General features: G+C 61.9%; 17 protein-coding genes. 10 read left to right on the top strand and 7 right to left on the bottom strand.

Annotated features, from left to right (window positions below):
* Window position 1 precedes the first annotated feature (1 nt).
* Together CWE16_RS02255 and CWE16_RS02260 are read right to left on the bottom strand one after the other, a co-directional pair.
* Entirely contained in the window at window positions 2-1,504 is a 1,503-nt protein-coding gene (locus CWE16_RS02255; protein WP_131592599.1) for a glycosyltransferase, read from the bottom strand.
* 5 nt (window positions 1,505-1,509) lie between these two features.
* Window positions 1,510-2,541 carry a glycosyltransferase gene (locus tag CWE16_RS02260; RefSeq protein ID WP_131592601.1) on the bottom strand — a complete coding sequence of 344 codons (1,032 nt, stop codon included), beginning with the start codon at window positions 2,539-2,541 and terminating at the stop codon, window positions 1,510-1,512.
* 77 nt (window positions 2,542-2,618) lie between these two features.
* On the opposite strand from CWE16_RS02260, the gene secA reads away from it, so the two are divergent.
* The 3 genes from secA to CWE16_RS02275 all read left to right on the top strand — a co-directional run bounded on the left by secA (window position 2,619) and on the right by CWE16_RS02275 (window position 7,713).
* A complete protein-coding gene (gene secA / locus CWE16_RS02265; RefSeq protein WP_131592603.1) occupies window positions 2,619-5,480 on the top strand; it encodes a preprotein translocase subunit SecA in 2,862 nt (953 codons plus the stop codon).
* Between the two features lie 22 nt (window positions 5,481-5,502).
* The gene (locus CWE16_RS02270; RefSeq protein ID WP_131592605.1) at window positions 5,503-6,234 is read left to right on the top strand and encodes a hypothetical protein; all 732 of its coding nucleotides are present in this window, start codon (window positions 5,503-5,505) and stop codon (window positions 6,232-6,234) included.
* Between the two features lie 87 nt (window positions 6,235-6,321).
* Window positions 6,322-7,713 (top strand): hypothetical protein, encoded by a 1,392-nt coding sequence (locus CWE16_RS02275; RefSeq protein ID WP_131592607.1) that lies wholly within the window; start codon window positions 6,322-6,324, stop codon window positions 7,711-7,713.
* 103 nt (window positions 7,714-7,816) lie between these two features.
* Here CWE16_RS02275 and cysE read toward each other — a convergent pair whose 3' ends face one another.
* Both cysE and CWE16_RS02285 read right to left on the bottom strand, forming a co-directional pair.
* On the bottom strand, window positions 7,817-8,557 hold the full coding sequence (gene cysE, locus CWE16_RS02280) for a serine O-acetyltransferase (protein ID WP_131592609.1): 741 nt from the start codon (window positions 8,555-8,557) through the stop codon (window positions 7,817-7,819).
* Between the two features lie 3 nt (window positions 8,558-8,560).
* Window positions 8,561-9,520 carry a GntR family transcriptional regulator gene (locus CWE16_RS02285; protein WP_236629539.1) on the bottom strand — a complete coding sequence of 320 codons (960 nt, stop codon included), beginning with the start codon at window positions 9,518-9,520 and terminating at the stop codon, window positions 8,561-8,563.
* Between CWE16_RS02285 and CWE16_RS12230 the strand changes: the two genes are divergently transcribed.
* Window positions 9,404-9,745, top strand: a complete 342-nt coding sequence (locus CWE16_RS12230; protein ID WP_236629549.1) for a hypothetical protein — start codon at window positions 9,404-9,406, stop codon at window positions 9,743-9,745. The two genes, CWE16_RS02285 and CWE16_RS12230, sit on opposite strands and share 117 nt — an antisense overlap.
* On the top strand, window positions 9,630-10,421 hold the full coding sequence (locus CWE16_RS02290) for a dienelactone hydrolase family protein (RefSeq protein WP_131592611.1): 792 nt from the start codon (window positions 9,630-9,632) through the stop codon (window positions 10,419-10,421). Before CWE16_RS12230 ends, CWE16_RS02290 begins: the two co-directional genes overlap by 116 nt.
* A gap of 30 nt (window positions 10,422-10,451) precedes the next feature.
* On the opposite strand, the gene infC is transcribed toward CWE16_RS02290, so the two are convergent.
* Both infC and miaA read right to left on the bottom strand, forming a co-directional pair.
* A complete protein-coding gene (infC, locus tag CWE16_RS02295) occupies window positions 10,452-11,120 on the bottom strand; it encodes a translation initiation factor IF-3 (protein WP_131592613.1) in 669 nt (222 codons plus the stop codon).
* A 66-nt stretch (window positions 11,121-11,186) separates the two neighbouring features.
* A complete protein-coding gene (gene miaA / locus CWE16_RS02300; protein ID WP_131593009.1) occupies window positions 11,187-12,104 on the bottom strand; it encodes a tRNA (adenosine(37)-N6)-dimethylallyltransferase MiaA in 918 nt (305 codons plus the stop codon).
* A gap of 146 nt (window positions 12,105-12,250) precedes the next feature.
* Here miaA and gyrB point away from each other — a divergent pair, with 146 nt between their 5' ends.
* Genes gyrB through CWE16_RS02320 form a run of 4 tightly spaced genes read left to right on the top strand, consistent with a single transcriptional unit; the run spans window position 12,251 to window position 15,366 of the window.
* Window positions 12,251-14,218: a DNA topoisomerase (ATP-hydrolyzing) subunit B gene (gyrB, locus tag CWE16_RS02305; protein WP_131592615.1), complete on the top strand. Its 1,968-nt coding sequence runs from the start codon at window positions 12,251-12,253 to the stop codon at window positions 14,216-14,218.
* Window positions 14,218-14,553 (top strand): SH3 domain-containing protein, encoded by a 336-nt coding sequence (locus CWE16_RS02310; RefSeq protein ID WP_131592617.1) that lies wholly within the window; start codon window positions 14,218-14,220, stop codon window positions 14,551-14,553. The genes gyrB and CWE16_RS02310 overlap by 1 nt, the downstream gene beginning before the upstream one ends.
* Window positions 14,546-14,962 carry a FluC/FEX family fluoride channel gene (locus CWE16_RS02315; protein WP_131592619.1) on the top strand — a complete coding sequence of 139 codons (417 nt, stop codon included), beginning with the start codon at window positions 14,546-14,548 and terminating at the stop codon, window positions 14,960-14,962. Before CWE16_RS02310 ends, CWE16_RS02315 begins: the two co-directional genes overlap by 8 nt.
* Window positions 14,962-15,366, top strand: a complete 405-nt coding sequence (locus CWE16_RS02320; protein WP_131592621.1) for a FluC/FEX family fluoride channel — start codon at window positions 14,962-14,964, stop codon at window positions 15,364-15,366. The genes CWE16_RS02315 and CWE16_RS02320 overlap by 1 nt, the downstream gene beginning before the upstream one ends.
* A gap of 20 nt (window positions 15,367-15,386) precedes the next feature.
* On the opposite strand, the gene CWE16_RS02325 is transcribed toward CWE16_RS02320, so the two are convergent.
* Window positions 15,387-15,866, bottom strand: a complete 480-nt coding sequence (locus CWE16_RS02325) for a glutathione peroxidase (RefSeq protein WP_131455182.1) — start codon at window positions 15,864-15,866, stop codon at window positions 15,387-15,389.
* Window positions 15,867-15,919: 53 nt separating this feature from the next.
* Between CWE16_RS02325 and mgtE the strand changes: the two genes are divergently transcribed.
* Window positions 15,920-17,317 (top strand): magnesium transporter, encoded by a 1,398-nt coding sequence (mgtE, locus tag CWE16_RS02330; RefSeq protein ID WP_201737957.1) that lies wholly within the window; start codon window positions 15,920-15,922, stop codon window positions 17,315-17,317.
* Window positions 17,318-17,438 lie beyond the last annotated feature (121 nt).

A 17,438-nucleotide genomic window follows, 5' to 3' on the forward strand; every position in this document is an offset into this window, starting at 1 on the left:
GTTAGCTGAGCACGCTGCAGAGATCCTCCTCCAGCTGAGCGAAGAAGGTTTGGTGCCATGCCACATAGCGCCCAATCCGGCGCCTGCGTTCAGAGGCAGCTTCTTGCCAGGTGTGTTGATGGCGGCCTGCGATGGCTTGCATGGCGGCGGCCCACTCGCGGCTGTCAAGGGTGTCGAGGCTGAGCACATGCTCGTTGAAGTCATGGAGGGCTTCGATCTCGCGATGGGACTCGCAGTCGCTCGCCAGCGTGGGCATCCCCAGACAGGCGCCATCGAGCACCGGGATGCCGAACCCCTCCACGAGGGAGGGGCTTACAAGCCCCATGGCATTCAAATAGAGATCCAGTTTGGCGCTTTCGTCCACATAGCCAGTGAGCATGATGCCCGGCTCATGGCTCACGATGTCCTCGAGGGAACGGCTGTAGTCATCGCCCTTGAGTTTGCCGGTAACGCAGAGCTTGATGCCCTCGCGGTACAGATCCGACTCGGCGTAGGCCTTGGCCAGAAACAGCAGGTTCTTGCGCTCTTCAACCGAGGAGTTGAACAGGAAATAGCGAAATGGCTGCAGCAGTTTGGTGTCGCTGCCGATGGATGGCCGCAGCAAATGGCAGACCGGCTTCAGGTCTGCCACCTGCTCAGGGTCGGCAGTGAGCCAGGCGGGGAAGCGCAAAGAAGGTGGCTGAACAATGACGCGTTCCTCGGGGTGTCGTGTCGCCAGCGAAGTCCGTCGGTCACCAGGGCTGACCCGGCTGATGTGCGCTTGAAACTTGCGGGCCGTGGAGTGGGAAACGAAGAGGCGGCGCGCTGGCAGGCAGGCTTGGAGCCGATGGCTGAACATCAGCGGATCCTCGTTGTGGGCCACAAACTCCAGCGGGATCAGGTCGTGCACGCTCTGCACGAACACCGGCAGGTTCTTGGGCTTGAGATTGAGCGGGCAGGTCGTCAGCAGGGCATCAAAGCCCTGAAAGTCAATCTCCACGGGCTTCTGGCGGCGCAGCCTTGAAGCCAATTGGGTGGCACTGAACAGTTCCGGAGCGCTCACGATGCCGGTGACGTGCCGCAGGTAGCCCAGTCGTTCCGCCCGCGGATAGGGGCTGTCATAGAGCTCGTCGAGCCTGAAGCTGTGCAGGTGTCGCGCGCGGTAACGTCGCGGTCTGCGGATCAGTTTGTCGGCGACGCCGAAGCGATCCTTCCAGCGTTTGGCCTTCCGCGCTAAGGCCAGCTTGCGTTCCCAGAGCGTGGGTTGACGACCTCGTTGGCCATGGGCGAGATCACTGAGGATCCTGGCGCTGCGGATCATCGAGCGGGTGGCGCGAGGTAGGCCCCTGAGGCCCCGCTCTTTCAGCAGGTCGTAGAACTCAGTGAGCAGCCACACCTCGGCACCGGCTTCATGCAGGCAGCGGATCAGGGCTTTGCTGTAAACGGCGATGCCTCGATGTTCGCTCTGCTCGAGGTCGTAGGCGGTGACGAGGATCTTCTGGCCAAGCAGGGGTTGATGGGACATCCGGATCAAGCCCCCCGGCGGGCATGTTTCAGCTCCTGTTCCAGCTTGAGGCGAGACAGTTGCAGGGCATGGCTCTGTTGTTGCCAGTGCTGTAGCTCTTCGCGGAGTTGTTGCACCAGTAAGCGCTGTTTGGTTTCAATCTCTGCAGTGAGCTCTGCAGGCCGATCCCGTCGCTGTAGCTCGGCCAGCAGTGCACTGATTTGGGCAGATTCCTGGCGACGATGGGCCTCCAGGGAGCGCAGGACGTCGGCCTCAGCCACGCTTGCCTGAAACTCCACCTGGAGCTGCCCCTTGCTGGCGGATTCCAGGAAACGGCAATGCCGTGCGCGCATGCGGCTGAGGTCTTCGCTGTTGCCTTGCTGTCCATCCCGTTGCGAGCGGGTGGTTTCGCCGCCATGCAGTCCGCTGAAGGCCGGAGCCAGCACCACCTCAAGCCCAAAGCGCTCGCGCAGATCAAGGCAAAGTTCCACATCCTCTCCGCACACTCGGTAGTCGGTGGCGAAACGCAGTTGCTGGAAATGCTCACGCCTCAGCAGCATCAGGGCGCCAGTGACGGCGGGCACCGTCCTGGCTGGGCCGAGCACGGCGGCGTGCTCCGAGCCGATCAGGCGATCAAGCTGGTGGTAAGGCGAATGGCGGCGGTCGAACAAGATGCCCGCATGGGTGAGCAGGCCATCGCCATCACGCAGGCGGGCGCCGATCAGTCCGGCGTTCGGGAACGTCTGTAACGCCTCAAGGGCCGCATCGAGGCTGCCGGCATCGAGCTCCACATCGTCATTAATCAGCAGCAGCAGCTCACCGTTGGCCCGCTCCGCCAGGGCATTCATGTTGGCGGCGAAGTGATAAGGCTCCCTCTGAGCGATCAGGAGTTCGTAGCCGGAACGGTTTTCGATCGCCTGTTCATCGGCTTCACTGCCATTCCAGGAGCAGAGAATCTCCAGCTCCGTGTTGTTAAGGCCGGTCGCGCTGGCAAGGCTCGTGAGCATGCGGCTGAGCAACCCCGGTGTGCGGGAAACCACCAGGACGGAGACGCGCATCAGCTCACCTGTGCTGTTGCGGGACTGTATCAACCCTGGCCTCAGTAGGCTGCATCCCTGATGCAACGGCTGATTCCATGCTCAAGCTCCTGCTGGGTGACCCCAATGCCCGCAAGCTGAAGCGCTATCAGCCGATTGTCTCCGACATCAGTCTTCTAGAGGAGGAGATCGCTCCCCTCAGCGACGACGACCTGCGTCGCCGCACGTCTGAGTTCCGCCAGCGCCTGGAGAATGCCGGCGCGCTCGAGAAGCAGCGCCCCCTGCTCGATGAGCTGCTGCCCGAAGCGTTTGCCGTGGTGCGCGAAGCCGGCAAGCGCGTGCTCGGCATGCGTCATTTCGATGTGCAGCTGATTGGCGGCATGGTGCTGCATGAGGGCCAGATCGCCGAGATGAAAACCGGCGAGGGCAAGACCCTCGTGGCCACCCTGCCCAGCTTCCTCAATGCGCTCACGGGCCGCGGCGTGCACGTGGTCACCGTGAATGATTACCTCGCCCGCCGCGATGCCGAGTGGATGGGCCAGGTGCATCGCTTCCTGGGCTTGAGCGTGGGCCTGATCCAGCAGGACATGAGCCCTACGGAGCGGCGCCGCAACTATGGCTGCGACATCACCTACGCCACCAACTCGGAGCTGGGTTTCGATTACCTGCGCGACAACATGGCCACCGACATCAGCGAGGTGGTGCAGCGGGATTTCCAGTACTGCGTGATCGATGAGGTGGATTCGATCCTGATTGATGAGGCCCGCACCCCCTTGATCATTTCCGGTCAGGTGGAGCGACCCCAGGAGAAATATCAGAAGGCGGCCCAGGTGGCGGCCGCGCTGGAGCGGGCGGCGGAGATGGGCAAGGACGGCATCGACCCCGAGGGCGATTACGAGGTGGATGAAAAGCAGCGCAGCTGCACCCTCACCGATGAGGGGTTCGCCAAGGCGGAATCGCTGCTGGGCGTCAGCGATCTCTATGACCCCCAGGACCCCTGGGCTCACTACATCACCAATGCCCTCAAGGCCAAGGAGCTGTTCATCCGCGATGTGAACTACATCGTGCGCGAAGGCGAGGCGGTGATCGTGGATGAATTCACCGGTCGGGTGATGCCTGGCCGCCGCTGGAGCGATGGTCAGCACCAGGCGATCGAAGCCAAGGAGAGCCTGGCGGTGCAGCCGGAAACCCAGACCCTCGCCTCGATCACCTATCAGAACTTCTTCCTGCTCTATCCGCGCCTGGCCGGCATGACCGGCACCGCCAAGACCGAGGAGGTGGAATTCGAGAAGACCTACAAGCTCGAAACCACGATCGTGCCCACCAACAGGCCCCGGGCGCGGCAGGACATGGCCGATCAGGTCTACAAGACCGAAACCGCCAAGTGGCGGGCGGTGGCCAAGGAGACCGCCCAGATCCACCGCGAGGGACGGCCCGTGCTCGTGGGCACCACCAGCGTGGAGAAGAGCGAGCTGCTCAGTGCCCTGCTGGCGGAGGAGGCGATTCCCCACAACCTGCTCAACGCCAAGCCTGAAAACGTGGAGCGGGAGGCGGAAATCGTCGCCCAGGCCGGTCGCTCTGGCGCCGTGACCATCGCCACCAACATGGCCGGCCGCGGCACCGACATCATCCTCGGCGGCAACAGCGACTACATGGCTCGCCTCAAGCTGCGGGAGGTGCTGCTGCCTCGCTTGGTGCGTCCGGAGGAGGGCCACCGCCCGCCGGTGCCCCTGCAGCGCAGCGCTGAAGCCTCAGGCTTCGGTGCCAAGGCTGCCCCTTCCAGCGGTCCCCACGGCCATGCTCCCAGTGAGGCGCGAGCGATCGGCAGCCTGTATCCCTGCCAGCTCAGTGAAGACACCGACCAGGCTCTGGCGGATCTCGCCCGTGATCTGGTCAAGGCTTGGGGGGATCGCGCCCTCTCGGTGATTGAGCTCGAAGATCGGATTGCCACCGCCGCTGAGAAAGCCCCCACCGACGATGCACAGATCGCTGCCTTGCGAGCGGCGATCGCCCGCGTGAAGGCGGAATACGACGTGGTGGTGAAGCAGGAGGAGGCGCGGGTACGCGAGGCCGGTGGCCTTCACGTGATCGGCACCGAACGCCATGAATCCCGCCGGGTGGACAACCAGCTGCGCGGCCGGGCCGGCCGTCAGGGCGACCCCGGCAGCACTCGCTTCTTCCTCTCCCTGGGCGACAACCTGCTGCGCATCTTCGGCGGTGATCGTGTGGCTGGCCTGATGAACGCCTTCCGCGTGGAGGAAGACATGCCGATTGAATCCGGCATGCTCACTCGCTCGTTGGAGGGGGCCCAGAAGAAGGTTGAGACCTACTACTACGACATCCGCAAGCAGGTGTTCGAGTACGACGAGGTGATGAACAACCAGCGCAAGGCGGTGTATTCCGAACGTCGTCGTGTGCTTGAGGGCCGTGAGCTCAAGAAGCAGGTGATCGGTTACGGCGAGCGCACCATGAACGAGATCGTGGAGGCCTATGTGAACCCCGACCTGCCTCCGGAGGAGTGGGATCTCGCCCAGCTGGTGAGCAAGGTGAAGGAGTTTGTGTATCTGCTTGAGGATCTGGAGCCCGAGCAGCTCAAAGGTCTCTCGATGGAGGAGCTCAAGGCTTTCCTCCAGGAGCAGCTGCGTAACGCCTACGACCTCAAAGAGGCCCAGATTGAGCAGCAGCGCCCTGGGCTGATGCGGGAGGCGGAGCGCTTCTTCATCCTGCAGCAGATCGATACCCTCTGGCGTGAACATCTGCAGGCCATGGATGCCCTGCGGGAATCGGTGGGCCTGCGTGGCTATGGTCAGAAAGATCCTTTGATCGAATACAAGAACGAGGGCTACGACATGTTCCTGGAGATGATGACGGGCATGCGCCGCAACGTGATCTACTCGATGTTCATGTTCCAGCCGGCACCTCCGGCCGGCCAGTCGGCGGAGCAGGCCGTCTCGGCCTGAGGCTGGGAAGCTGGATCGCCAGGTGTTGCTTACATCAACGCACCAGAATCGGCCAGCTCTTCCCCGGAAAGAGTTTTGCGTCATTTTTAGGACCTCTTCACGTGCAGGTAAAAATCCATTTATTCCTATTGACAGCGCGTTGACTCTTAAGTCTTTGATGCAAAGCTTTGAGTCTGATGAGATTGTTTGTATCTGCGACAATGTTTCTGATGATCAGTATCAATACTTTGCGGCAGAATTTCCTTGCGTGTATCGAACTCGGCGGGGCAATTGCGGCTCCTTTAGATTGGCATTAAGGATTGCTGAATGTCATCCGGCTTGTATCTATTACTTTGTCGAGGATGATCATCTGCATCTCCCGAATCAGAAAGAGTGGATCAGGGAGGGTTTGAGTCATTTTGACTTTGTTAGTCTTTACGATCATCCGGATAAATATATGGCTCCAATGTACGCTGAATTGCGCCGAAAAGTTGTATTAACGCCACTCGGTTATTTTGCTAGCTCGCCTAGTACTGTCATGACATTTGCATGCAAAGCGCAGACTCTTAAACTGTGTTCTTCGACCATGTTGAGAGAAAGATTTACCGGAACTTCTTTGGCTTGGCCTAATGACCATGATATGTTCTTGGAGCTTGCAGAACGTGGTCATTTTCTAGGTACTCCTATTCCAGGTCGGTCGACTCATTGCGAAGAGGGCTTTTTGTCTCCACTGATTGACTGGACCGCATATGTTCGTTCTCTGCGAAACTGCTGATGGACCCATTGTTGGCCCCTTGTAATTTTCGAGTGTTGTTTGTGACTTCTACAGGGCTTGTCTATCATTGCTGGTCTCTCAGTGGTCATGGTGGATGAATCCCTCGCCTACGCTTTAGAGCGGAAGGGGGATTGGCAAAATCTCTTGGGCTTGATTTCTGTTTGGCCAGAAGTTCCCCAAAAGATTTGGTATCTTGGTAGCTATTATTTATTGGCTAAAGGTGACTATATATCGGCGCTTCAATTGTTTTCTCGCCTCGTGGTGTTGCCTGATTGCCCACTGGAAGCCTATCTCCGGTACGGGAAGGCTTTGCATGGATGTAATCGTGTTATTGAAGCGCTTGATAGTTATCTGAAGATATTGGCTCGACGGCACGAGGTGGCGCCTGGTTGGTTCGATGATGCTCTGATTGCATACGGTTTGGCCTGTCTTGAGCTTGGTTTATATCAGCATTGGCTCCAGGTTATGGCTCGTTTCCATTTAAGAGCTGAGGGTGTTGGGAAGTGCCGATATCTCGCTGCTCAGGCATATTTTTGTCTTGGTGACTGGAGTCGCGGTTGGCAGCTATATCAGTCGAGAAATGAATGGTTTTCACCCGTTCGACTGGTTGGAGCTTTGCCTGCTTGGCGAGAAGAAATGCCACTCACTTCAAGGAAGATTCTCTTGAGTTCTGAGATGGGAATCGGCGACTTCATCTTCTTTTTGCGATTTGTACCGCGCTTGCGTGATCGCTATGATGCAATATGTGTAGCTGTCCCAGAGTGCCTTATGCAACTTGCATCGGCATCTGGTTTTTTTGATTTTGTCTATGACATCGCGGATGATATTAGTGATTTATTTGATTGGCATTTGCCCATTGCATCACTTCCTTATTTTCTTCGACCATTTGAAATTAAGCCTGGTGAAGAGTGCGTTTTCAAGCCTTACTTGTCGCTTAAGTCTTCGCCTCCAAGTGGTTTCGATATGCTCAGTCACGCGGGCAGAATGAGGCCTCTTGTTGCGCTTAATTGGCGGGGCAATCAATCTAGTGAATCGCCAAGTCTCACCGTCAGAGGCAGGTCAGTGCCTTTGGTTTTTTTGGAGCGAGTGGCATCTTTCTGTGAAGTAGATCTTGTTTGGGTTCAGGTGGGAGCAGATGACGAGAAATTGTTTTCGCCACTCATGAAATATCTGCATCCTTTTCAAGAATGTCTTGATAAAAGTCAATGGGATATTTGTGATATTGGATGGGTTTTAGCGAAATGCGATCTTTTGATTACAAATGATACTTCTCTTGCTCATTTGGGCGGCGCTCTTGGGCTGCCAACTTGGGTGATGCTCAAGCAGTTTCCGAGTTGGCAATGGGGGGTCTCGGGGGATTGTCAGTGGTATTCGTCGGTACGATGTTTTAGGCAGGAGCAGGATTTTGATTGGGTTTCTGTTATTCGCAAGGTTGACAAGGCCCTTTTTCGGTATGTCTTGAATTGGAAGAAGGGATAAAACTTGAAGTTGACTTTTCTGGTATCGCGTGTTGTTGTCTCTTCAGTTTTTGCTTGATTGCTGATGAGCTCGTTTCTGATATGCCTCTGCACTCATGGCCTGATCACTCCTCCCCCAGAAACTCCAGGATCTCCCGGTCCTTGAGGTTTTGGGATTCGCCGCGGCAGATCTCGCTCAGGGGTTTGCCGGCGGCCACCGCCTTGAGGCAGGCCTGGAGGGTGCCCACCTGGCTTTCGAGCTGGTCGATCCGCTCCATCAGGTTGCGGATCACATTGGCCTCGGCATCGGGCAGGGCGGAGTGGGCGAGGGGGTTGATGCGCACGCCGCTCTGGTGAATCACCCGGCCGGGGATGCCCACCACCGTGCAGTCGTTCTCCACATCGCGCACCACCACCGAACCGGCGCCGATGCGGGTGTTGGTGCCCACCTGGATCGCCCCCAGCACCTTGGCGCCGGCCCCTACCACCACGTTGCTGGCGAGGGTGGGGTGGCGCTTGCCGTGGTCCTTGCCCGTGCCTCCCAGGGTGACCCCCTGGTAGAGCAGGCAGCGGTCTCCCACTTCAGCGGTTTCGCCGATCACCACGCCCATGCCGTGGTCGATGAATACACCCCGCCCGATCGTGGCGCCGGGATGGATCTCCACACCGGTGATGCTGCGGCCCAGCTGGCTGAGCAGCCTGGCCGCCAGCTTCAGGGGCAGGCGCGAGCGCCAGAGCCGATGGCTGAGTCGATGCAGGGTGATCGCCTGGAAGCCCGGATAGCAGAGCAGGATCTCCAGCGGTCCGCGGGCAGCCGGATCCCGCTCGCGGATGATCGCCAGGTCGGCGCGGATCTGATCAAACATGCCTTAGCCCGCTTGCAGGCCGATCTCCTTGCGCAGCAGCTCGATCGTATCGCCGCTGAGGTAGCTCTCGGCGCAGTGCACCTGGGGCATGCGCATCAGCTGGGAGCGGTTCTGGCGCAGGCTCTGTTCCACCAGCGGCAGGCTCGGACGGTCGCAGAGCACATGGCTGGCGGCCCGCAGCAGCGCCAGCAGGCGGCTGCCCACATCAGGGGTGGCGGTCATCAGCAGCAGCTCGTTGCCGCGCATGCTGTGCAGGATCACCTCGGCGGCGCGCAGGATGCCCGGGCTGATGCTCACCAGGCCCACGCAGCTGCCCGGCCGCAGCTCCTTGAGCATGGCCAGCTCCTCGCGGAAGTCGTTGAGGTCCACCGCCACGGCACGCACCCCGTGGCGTTTGGCCAGGTCCTCCACCGGCTGCAGGAAATAGCGGCTGGTCACCACCGTGCCGTTGCTGGCGCTCTCAAGCACGCTTTCGAGCTCCTCCATCGGCACCACCTCCACGGGCACATCGAGGTTGGGCTCGAGCTCCTCGGCGATCAGCATCGAGGCGCCGATGTCTTCCCTGGGGGTGCTCACGAGGACGCGGGCGCCGCAGCGCAGGCGCCAGTCGATCTCCCGGGTGAGCAGCTCCCGCGTCTGCTGCAGGGTGCAGCCGGCGTTCAGCAGGCCGTCCACGCACTTGCGCACTTCACGATCGAGGTCGGTGATGCCCCGGTTGCGAATGTGCACGGGGGTGCGGATCTCTCGCGGTTTCTGCTGATCGCGCACGTAGATGCCGGAGCCGGCCATCGCCTCCACCACGCCGTCGGTTTCCAGCTGGCGATACACCTTGCTGATCGTGTTGCGATGCAGTCCCGTCTGCATGGCGAGCTGGCGGGTGCTGGGCAGCCGGTGGCCAGGGGGGTAGTGGCGCGCCGCGATCGCGAAGCAGATTTGGTTGTACAGCTGGGTCGACGCCGGGATGTCGCTTTCCTGCTGGATGTGGAATCGCACGCCGGTGGGCCGGATCGGAATGCGGCCACCATAAGGAGCGATCGGCTCGGTGACAATTGCTGCGGTGGTCTGTGTCCCTATGCCAGTTTCGGATTCTCTCCCTATTTCCGCCGGTTGGTGTCGGGTCGAGGGCGGTCCGGTGCCCCTGCGCTGCTGGTGGTCTCCGGCCGTCTCATGGCCAGAGGATGGCTCTGAAAGTAACGAAAATGTTACGGAATTAACACGGCTGCGTGTCGTAATCGTGCTGCCGGAGGTGTTCGGCGTCAATGCTTGGGTACGCAGCGTTGCCGACCGGATTGCCGCCGCCGGCGTGTCCGCCCTGGCGATGCCGCTGTTTGCACGCACGGCCCCAGAGCTGGAGCTGGGCTATGGGCCTGAGCAGCTGGCGGAGGGTCGCCGCCACAAGGGCGCCACCAGCACCGATCAGATCCTGGCCGATCTGGCTGCGGCGATCACCTGGCTGCAGAACACCCTGCAGAGCAACCTGGAGATCACCGTGGTGGGCTTCTGCTTTGGGGGCCATGCCGCCCTGTTGGCCGCCAGCCTGCCCCAGGTGAGCCAGGCCTTTGATTTTTACGGAGCTGGCGTCGTGCAGGGTCGCCCGGGCGGAGGTGCCCCCAGCCTGGAGCTGCTGCCCCAGGTGCCGGGCCAACTCACCTGCCTCTGCGGCAGCGCCGATCCCCTGATCCCCGCTGAAGACCGGGCGGCGATCGCCTCAGCGCTTCTGGCGGCTGATCCCAGTGGGCAGCGGCTGCGCTACCGGGAGTTTGAAGGCGCCGACCACGGCTTCATGTGCGAAGCGCGCGAAAGTTTCAACCCCGCTGCTGCTGAGCAGGGCTGGCAGTTGCTGCTGGAGGCGCTGCGGGATTGAAGCTCGCCAGGTCTGCGGCTTGCGGCTTGATCAGGCCTGGGGCTGGGGCGGCTTGCTCGCGACCTTGGCGGCCGTGGGCCGCGGTGGGGACGGGATCGTGCGCACGGCCTTGGTGGCGGCCTGAGGCTCGTCGTCGTTCTTCTTGGCCAGCGGCGTCTTGCGCGGCGTCAGGAACATGATCATGTTGCGGCCTTCCCGCTTGGGCGCCTGCTGAATCTCCGCCTGCTCCTCCAGGTCATTCGCCATCCGGCGCAGCAGTGTTTCCGCCAGGGCGGTGTGCTGAATCTCGCGGCCCCGGAAGATCACGGTGCACTTCACCTTGTCGCCGGCCTTGAGGAAGCGGGTGGCCTGGCCAATGCGCACGTCGTAGTCGTGCTGGTCGATCTTGTAGCGCATCTTGACCTCCTTCACCTCGGTCTGATGCGACTTCTTCTTGGCCTCCTTGGCCTTCTTTTCTTGTTCGAACTTGTATTTGCCGTAATCCATGATCCGGCAGACCGGCGGGTCCGCCTTCTCGCTCACCAGCACGAGATCGAGCTCTCGTTCCTGAGCCACTTCGAGGGCCTTCTCGCGGTCAATCACCCCAAGCTGCGATCCGTCGGCGTCGACCACCCGCAACTGCGGGTAACTGATGCGGTCGTTGATGTTGGGCAGCTCCCGCACGGGAGCACGACGGTCAAAACGGGGACGTGGTGGCATTCAGGACGTTGAGAGGACAGAGAAGGTCTCGGTGCGATCAATGCGACCGAAACAACACATCAACCTTCACCCTAGACCTCCCTGGATCAGCGTCATCGCTTCGCTCAGCGCATCCTCACCGCTCAGCCAGCAGGGTTGATGCTGGCGGCGGAACCAGGTGCGCTGCCGTTTGGCGAATTGGCGGGTGCGCTGGCTGGTGATCGCGATCGCCTTCTCTCGGCTGAGCCGGCCTGCCAGCAGCTCCAGGGCCTCCCCGTAGCCGATCGTTTGCAGCAGGGGTAGATCGGCCCCGTAACGGTCCCGCAGCTTTGCGGTTTCCTCCACCAGGCCGCCGTCATAGAGCTGACGCGTGCGTTGATCGATCCGCTGGCGCAGGTCGTCTGGGTTCAGGCCCAGCTCCAGCACTCGCCAGGGGGGCGGCACGGCCCCCTGCTGGCTGCTCATCGATTCCCCACTGGCGTAGAGCACCTCGAGGGCCCGCTGGGTGCGGACCGCGTCGGCTGGGGCGATTCGCGCTGCCGCCTCCGGATCGGCCTGCCGCAACAGGGCATGGCACACCCCCTGGCCCATGGCGCTCAGCTGAGCGCGCAGCTCCGGCTGTGGTGGCACCGCCGGTGGCCGTAGGCCGCCGGTGAGTGCTTTGAGGTAGAGGCCACTGCCCCCAGCCAGCAGGGCCATTCCCCGCCGCTGCAGTTGTGCTTCAACGGCGGGCCCGGCGATCGCCTGGAATTCCTGCAGGGTGATCGGCTGGTCGGGAGGTCGTAGATCCAGCAGCTGGTGGGGCACCCGCCGCCGCTGCTCCGGCGTCGGCTTCGCAGTGCCGATGTTCATCTCCTGATACAGCTGACGCGAATCCACGTTCAGCACCTCCAGTTCGAGGCGTTCGGCCAGCTCCAGGGCCAGGGCCGTCTTACCGCTGGCGGTCGGCCCTAAAAGCACCACCACCAGTGGGGTGTTGGCTCCCGGTTCGGCGGGTTCGCCCATGGCTGCTGGCGGAGGGAGGTCGGACATGGTCGCGGCCAAGGGGGTTGCACCCCCTGGGGAAACGGCGTCTCAGAGGCCTCTGCAAGCGCCTCTGGCGCGCCGGTGGTAAATTCAGCCTGACAGGAGGCCCGGCAGACGACGAACGCATGAGCGAAGCCTCAAAGGTTCAGGCCGCCTACGGAGCCGAACAGATCCAGGTCCTGGAAGGCCTGGAGCCCGTGCGCAAGCGCCCGGGCATGTATATCGGCACCACCGGGCCCCGTGGTCTTCACCACCTCGTGTACGAGGTGGTCGACAACTCGGTGGATGAGGCCCTTGCGGGCCATTGCGACGAGATCCAGGTTGTTCTCGCGGAAGACGGCTCCGCATCGATCACCGATAACGGCCGCGGCATCCCGACCGATATTCATCCCCGCACTGGTAAGAGCGCCCTGGAAACGGTGCTCACCGTGCTCCACGCCGGCGGCAAGTTCGGCGCCGGCGGTTACAAGGTGTCCGGCGGCCTTCACGGCGTGGGTGTGTCGGTGGTGAACGCCCTCAGCGAGTGGGTGCAGGTCACCGTGCGCCGTCAGGGCCAGGTGCACCGGCAGCGCTTTGAGCGCGGCGCCCCGATCGGCAGCCTTGCCTCCGAGCTCCAGCCCGCTGACGAGAACGGCCGCACCGGCACCAGCGTCTGCTTCAAGCCAGACATTCAGATCTTCACCGGTGGCATCGTTTTCGATTACGCCACCCTTGCCGCCCGTCTGCGCGAGCTGGCTTATCTCAACGGCGGCGTGCGCATCGTCTTCCGTGATGAACGTGAAAGCGCTCGCAATGCCGACGGTGAGGCCCACGAAGAGATCTATTTCTACGAAGGCGGCATCAAGGAATACGTCGCCTACATGAACGCGGAAAAGGATCCGCTGCATCCCGAGATCATCTATGTGAATGCCGAGAAAGACGGCGTTCAGGTGGAAGCCGCCTTGCAGTGGTGCGTCGATGCCTACTCCGACAGCATCCTTGGCTTTGCCAACAACATCCGCACCGTGGATGGCGGCACCCACATCGAGGGATTGAAAACGGTGCTCACCCGCACCCTCAACACCTTTGCCCGCAAGCGCGGCAAGCGTAAGGAAGCCGACTCCAACCTCGCGGGTGAGAACATCCGCGAGGGTCTCACCGCTGTGCTTTCGGTGAAGGTGCCCGAGCCGGAATTCGAAGGCCAGACCAAAACCAAGCTCGGCAACACCGAGGTTCGCGGCATTGTCGACAGCCTGGTGGGCGAGGCCCTCAGTCAATACCTGGAATTCAACCCCTCGGTGATTGACATGATCCTCGAGAAGGCGATCCAGGCCTTCAATGCCGCTGAGGCCGCCCGCCGCGCCCGCGAGCTGGTGCGCCGCAAGAGCGTGCTGGAGAGCTCAACGCTTCCCGGCAAGCTGGCCGACTGCAGCTCCCGCGATCCCTCCGAATCGGAGATCTACATCGTGGAGGGTGATTCGGCTGGTGGCTCCGCCAAGCAGGGCCGCGATCGGCGCTTCCAGGCGATCCTGCCCCTGCGCGGCAAGATCCTCAATATTGAGAAGACGGACGACGCCCGCATCTACAAGAACACGGAGATTCAGGCTCTGATTACCGCCCTCGGCCTTGGCATCAAGGGTGAGGAGTTCGACTCCAAGAATCTGCGGTACCACCGCGTCGTGATCATGACCGACGCCGACGTGGACGGTGCCCACATCCGCACGCTTCTGCTCACCTTCTTCTATCGCTATCAGAAGGAGCTGGTCGAGGGCGGTTACATTTACATTGCTTGTCCGCCTCTCTACAAGGTGGAGCGCGGTAAGAACCACACCTACTGCTACAACGAGCAGGATCTCCAAAAAACGCTGGCTGGCTTTGGTGAGAAAGCCAACTACAACATCCAGCGCTTCAAGGGTCTCGGTGAAATGATGCCCGCCCAGCTCTGGGAAACCACCATGGATCCCACCACCCGCATGATGAAGCGGGTGGAGATCGAAGATGCCCTCGAAGCCGATCGCATCTTCACGATCCTGATGGGCGACAAAGTGGCCCCCCGGCGCGAGTTCATCGAAACCCACAGCGCCGAACTCGACATGGCCAAGCTCGACATCTGATGCCCGCTGCTGCCGCTGTTTTGCGTTGGAGCTGGTTGCTGGGGGTGGCCTTGATCGCCCCTGCAGCTCTGCCGGCCGGCGGTGCCGAGCGTCGTCAGCCCGAGGTGCGTCGCCGCGATGTGGGTGGCCCTTTCCTGAGTGGCAGTGATGCCCTGCTCCAAGGCAGTCCCCTGGTGGAGGCACCGGCCCTGCGTCATCTCGAGATCGGCACGCCTCTGCAACTCCTGCGCCGTTGGCGCTGCGCTGATGGCCACGAGTGGCTGCAGGTGCAGGTGGCCAGTGGCTCTGCCCTGCCCAGCGACCCCCAGCCCCGTCGCGGCTGGATCCATGGCTGAGCCGTTGTTGCTTCCTGGTCAGGCCCTCTTGGTCGGCCTCGGAGCGATTCCCGGTGCCTGGTTGCGGCTGCGCATCGTCAATCACTTTGAACCGATCGTGCCCCGCAAACATTGGGGCACCTTCACGGTGAATCTGATCGCCGCCTTCGCCCTCGGTCTGGTGCTGGGTTTGCAGACCAGCGGTCGCTGTCAGCCGGCTGCGGCGGGGGCATCGCCTTTGATGCTGCTGATCGCCGTTGGCTTTTTCGGAAGCCTCAGCACCTTCTCCACCTTTGCGGTGGAGTTGTTCACCACCGTGCAGCGGCGCCATTGGGGTGAAGCCCTGTTGCTCGCGCTCGGTTCGGTCCTGGGTGGCCTGCTGGTGGCCGGCCTCGGATACGGGCTTGGTCTGGCGGAGGGGCTGGTCTGATGGCGGATCTCAAGGCATCCAAGGGCCAGCTCACCCTGCGCGCTGAACTGGAGGAGTTGCTGCTGGTGGCGGTCGGCGCCGTGCCCGGAGCCCTGATCCGCTGGCAGGTGGGCGTGCATTTGCACGACAAGGACGTGTTGGTGAATGTGCTGGGCGCCTTGATCCTGGGCTGGCTCGCTGGCCAACCGATTCAGGCGCGACGCCAGCTGCTGGTGGGCATCGGTTTCTGCGGTTCGCTCACCACTTTCAGTAGCTGGATGGTGAACAGCGTCGGCTTGCTTGCCGCCGGGGATTGGGCTTCGGCGCTTGGTTTGATTGGCCTCACCCTGGGGCTGGGACTGGGTGCCGCAGCCCTGGGGTTCGCGCTCGGCCGGGCCCTGAAGGGCTCAGCGCCGAGCGATTGAGTGCCCTTGAAGGCTTTGCGTCAGGCGGCCAGGGCGGCTTCGATTGCAGTCTTAAGTTCGGCGTCTTCGGGGGCCACACCGCTCTTGAAGCGGGCGATCACCATGCCGTCTTTGCCCACCAGGAACTTCTCGAAGTTCCAGGCCACATCACCGGCGGGAGCTGTCTGGTTGAGGGTGGTGTAGGGCTCCGTGGTGCTGCCCGTGGCATGCACCTTGTCGAAGAGTTCGAAGCTGGCGCCGTAGGTGGTGGAACAGAAGCTCTTGATCTCATCCAGCGTGCCGGGCTCCTGGGCGCCGAAGTCGTTACAGGGGAAGCCCAGCACCTGCAGACCTTTGGGGCCGTAGGCGTCCTGCAGGGCCTGGAGGCCGGCGTACTGCTTGGTGAACCCGCAGCGGCTGGCCACGTTCACGATCAGCAGCACCTGGCCGTTGTAGTCGCCGAGGCGCTTCTCGCTGCCGTCGGCACTGCGCACGGTCACGGCGCTCACGTTCACGCTCATGGTCATCCTGTCGGGCGGGCGGCCATACACTAAGCACGCCCTGACGCATGCCGATGGACGAGGCAAACGGTGGGGGGGCAGCAGCCGACAACATCGCAGCTGTGGTAGCCCAGCAGCTCGAATCCATGCTCGCGAGCGGCAACTACGACGCCGTGAAGATGCTGCTGGAGCCGGTGCAGCCGGTGGATATCGCTGAGGCGATCGGCAGCCTTCCGCGCACCCTCCAGGCCCTTGCCTTTCGGCTGCTCAGTAAAGATGAGGCGATTGAGGTCTACGAGTACCTCGACCCGGCCGTGCAGCAGAGCCTGCTGGAGCGGCTCCGATCCGGCGAGGTTCTGGAGCTGGTGGAGGAGATGTCACCCGATGATCGGGTGCGTCTGTTTGATGAGCTGCCCGCCAAGGTGGTGCGTCGCCTGCTGGCGGAACTGAGCCCAGCCGAGCGCCGCGTGACCGCTCAGTTGCTTGGTTATGAACCCGAGACGGCCGGTCGTCTAATGACGACCGAGTTCATCGACCTCAAGGAATTCCACAGTGCTGCCCAGGCGCTCACGATCGTGCGCCGTCTTGCCCGCGACACCGAGACCATCTACAGCTTGTATGTCACCGACGGCGAGCGTCGCCTCACCGGCATCCTCTCCTTAAGAGATCTGGTGACGGCCGACCCTGAGGATCGTATCGGCGATGTGATGACCCGCGATGTGGTGAGCGTGCGCACCGACACCGATCAGGAGGAGGTGGCCCGGGCAATCCAGCGCTACGACTTCCTGGCGGTGCCAGTGGTCGACCGGGAGCAGCGTCTGGTGGGGATCGTCACCGTGGATGACGTCATCGACGTGATCGAACAGGAGGCCACCCGAGACATCTACGCCGCCGGTGCTGTGCAGGCCGGCGATGAAGACGATTACTTCCAGAGCAATCTGTTCACCGTCGCCCGCCGTCGGGTGGTCTGGTTGGCGGTGCTGGTGGTGGCCAATGGCTTCACCACCGAGGTGATCGCCATGAACGATGGGGTGCTCAAGCAGGTGGTGCTGCTGGCGGCCTTCATCCCGCTCTTGATCGGAACCGGCGGCAATGTGGGGGCCCAGAGCTCCACCGTGGTGATCCGTGGTCTGAGCACCCAGCGCATCCAGGCCCTCGGCCCGCTGAAGGCGATCGGCCGTGAAGCGATCGCCGGGGCGTTGCTGGGGCTCTTGATGCTGGTGGTGGTGGTGCCCTTCGCCTGGTGGAGGGGGGAGGGCCCGCTGGTGGGCGCGGCTGTGGGCATCAGCCTGATGGCGATCACCACCCTGGCGGCCACCGCCGGTGCCGCCTTGCCCCTGCTGTTTAACCGCATGGGCCTCGATCCGGCCTTGATGTCGGCCCCGTTCATCACCACGGCGACCGACGTGGCCGGGGTGTTCATCTATTTGCGCACGGCCGCCTGGTTGCTGCAGCGGTTGCAGGTGGGCTGAGCCCTAGCGCTCGGAGGCTTCAAAGCGCCTTAGGTATTTGCACTCAAAAGGGCGGGATTGGTCATTTCTGAGAGGGCTTCACACTTCTTCAGGAGTAGGCTTTACATAACGCAAAGGTGCT

The organism is Synechococcus sp. BS55D, from assembly GCF_004332415.1.
In the GTDB taxonomy this organism is placed as follows: Bacteria; Cyanobacteriota; Cyanobacteriia; order PCC-6307; family Cyanobiaceae; genus Synechococcus_C.

What these genes read in the sequence shown, in the direction of transcription:
- mgtE (WP_201737957.1), top strand. Translation starts at nt 15,920, where the DNA reads ATGGACGAGGCAAACGGTGGGGGGGCAGCAGCCGACAACATCGCAGCT.
- miaA (WP_131593009.1), bottom strand. Translation starts at nt 12,104, where the DNA reads ATGGGCGAACCCGCCGAACCGGGAGCCAACACCCCACTGGTGGTGGTG.
- CWE16_RS02320 (WP_131592621.1), top strand. Translation starts at nt 14,962, where the DNA reads ATGGCGGATCTCAAGGCATCCAAGGGCCAGCTCACCCTGCGCGCTGAA.
- CWE16_RS12230 (WP_236629549.1), top strand. Translation starts at nt 9,404, where the DNA reads ATGCAGTCCCGTCTGCATGGCGAGCTGGCGGGTGCTGGGCAGCCGGTG.
- CWE16_RS02275 (WP_131592607.1), top strand. Translation starts at nt 6,322, where the DNA reads ATGGTGGATGAATCCCTCGCCTACGCTTTAGAGCGGAAGGGGGATTGG.
- infC (WP_131592613.1), bottom strand. Translation starts at nt 11,120, where the DNA reads ATGCCACCACGTCCCCGTTTTGACCGTCGTGCTCCCGTGCGGGAGCTG.
- CWE16_RS02260 (WP_131592601.1), bottom strand. Translation starts at nt 2,541, where the DNA reads ATGCGCGTCTCCGTCCTGGTGGTTTCCCGCACACCGGGGTTGCTCAGC.
- cysE (WP_131592609.1), bottom strand. Translation starts at nt 8,557, where the DNA reads ATGTTTGATCAGATCCGCGCCGACCTGGCGATCATCCGCGAGCGGGAT.
- CWE16_RS02290 (WP_131592611.1), top strand. Translation starts at nt 9,630, where the DNA reads ATGCCAGTTTCGGATTCTCTCCCTATTTCCGCCGGTTGGTGTCGGGTC.
- secA (WP_131592603.1), top strand. Translation starts at nt 2,619, where the DNA reads ATGCTCAAGCTCCTGCTGGGTGACCCCAATGCCCGCAAGCTGAAGCGC.
- CWE16_RS02310 (WP_131592617.1), top strand. Translation starts at nt 14,218, where the DNA reads ATGCCCGCTGCTGCCGCTGTTTTGCGTTGGAGCTGGTTGCTGGGGGTG.
- gyrB (WP_131592615.1), top strand. Translation starts at nt 12,251, where the DNA reads ATGAGCGAAGCCTCAAAGGTTCAGGCCGCCTACGGAGCCGAACAGATC.
- CWE16_RS02255 (WP_131592599.1), bottom strand. Translation starts at nt 1,504, where the DNA reads ATGTCCCATCAACCCCTGCTTGGCCAGAAGATCCTCGTCACCGCCTAC.
- CWE16_RS02325 (WP_131455182.1), bottom strand. Translation starts at nt 15,866, where the DNA reads ATGAGCGTGAACGTGAGCGCCGTGACCGTGCGCAGTGCCGACGGCAGC.
- CWE16_RS02315 (WP_131592619.1), top strand. Translation starts at nt 14,546, where the DNA reads ATGGCTGAGCCGTTGTTGCTTCCTGGTCAGGCCCTCTTGGTCGGCCTC.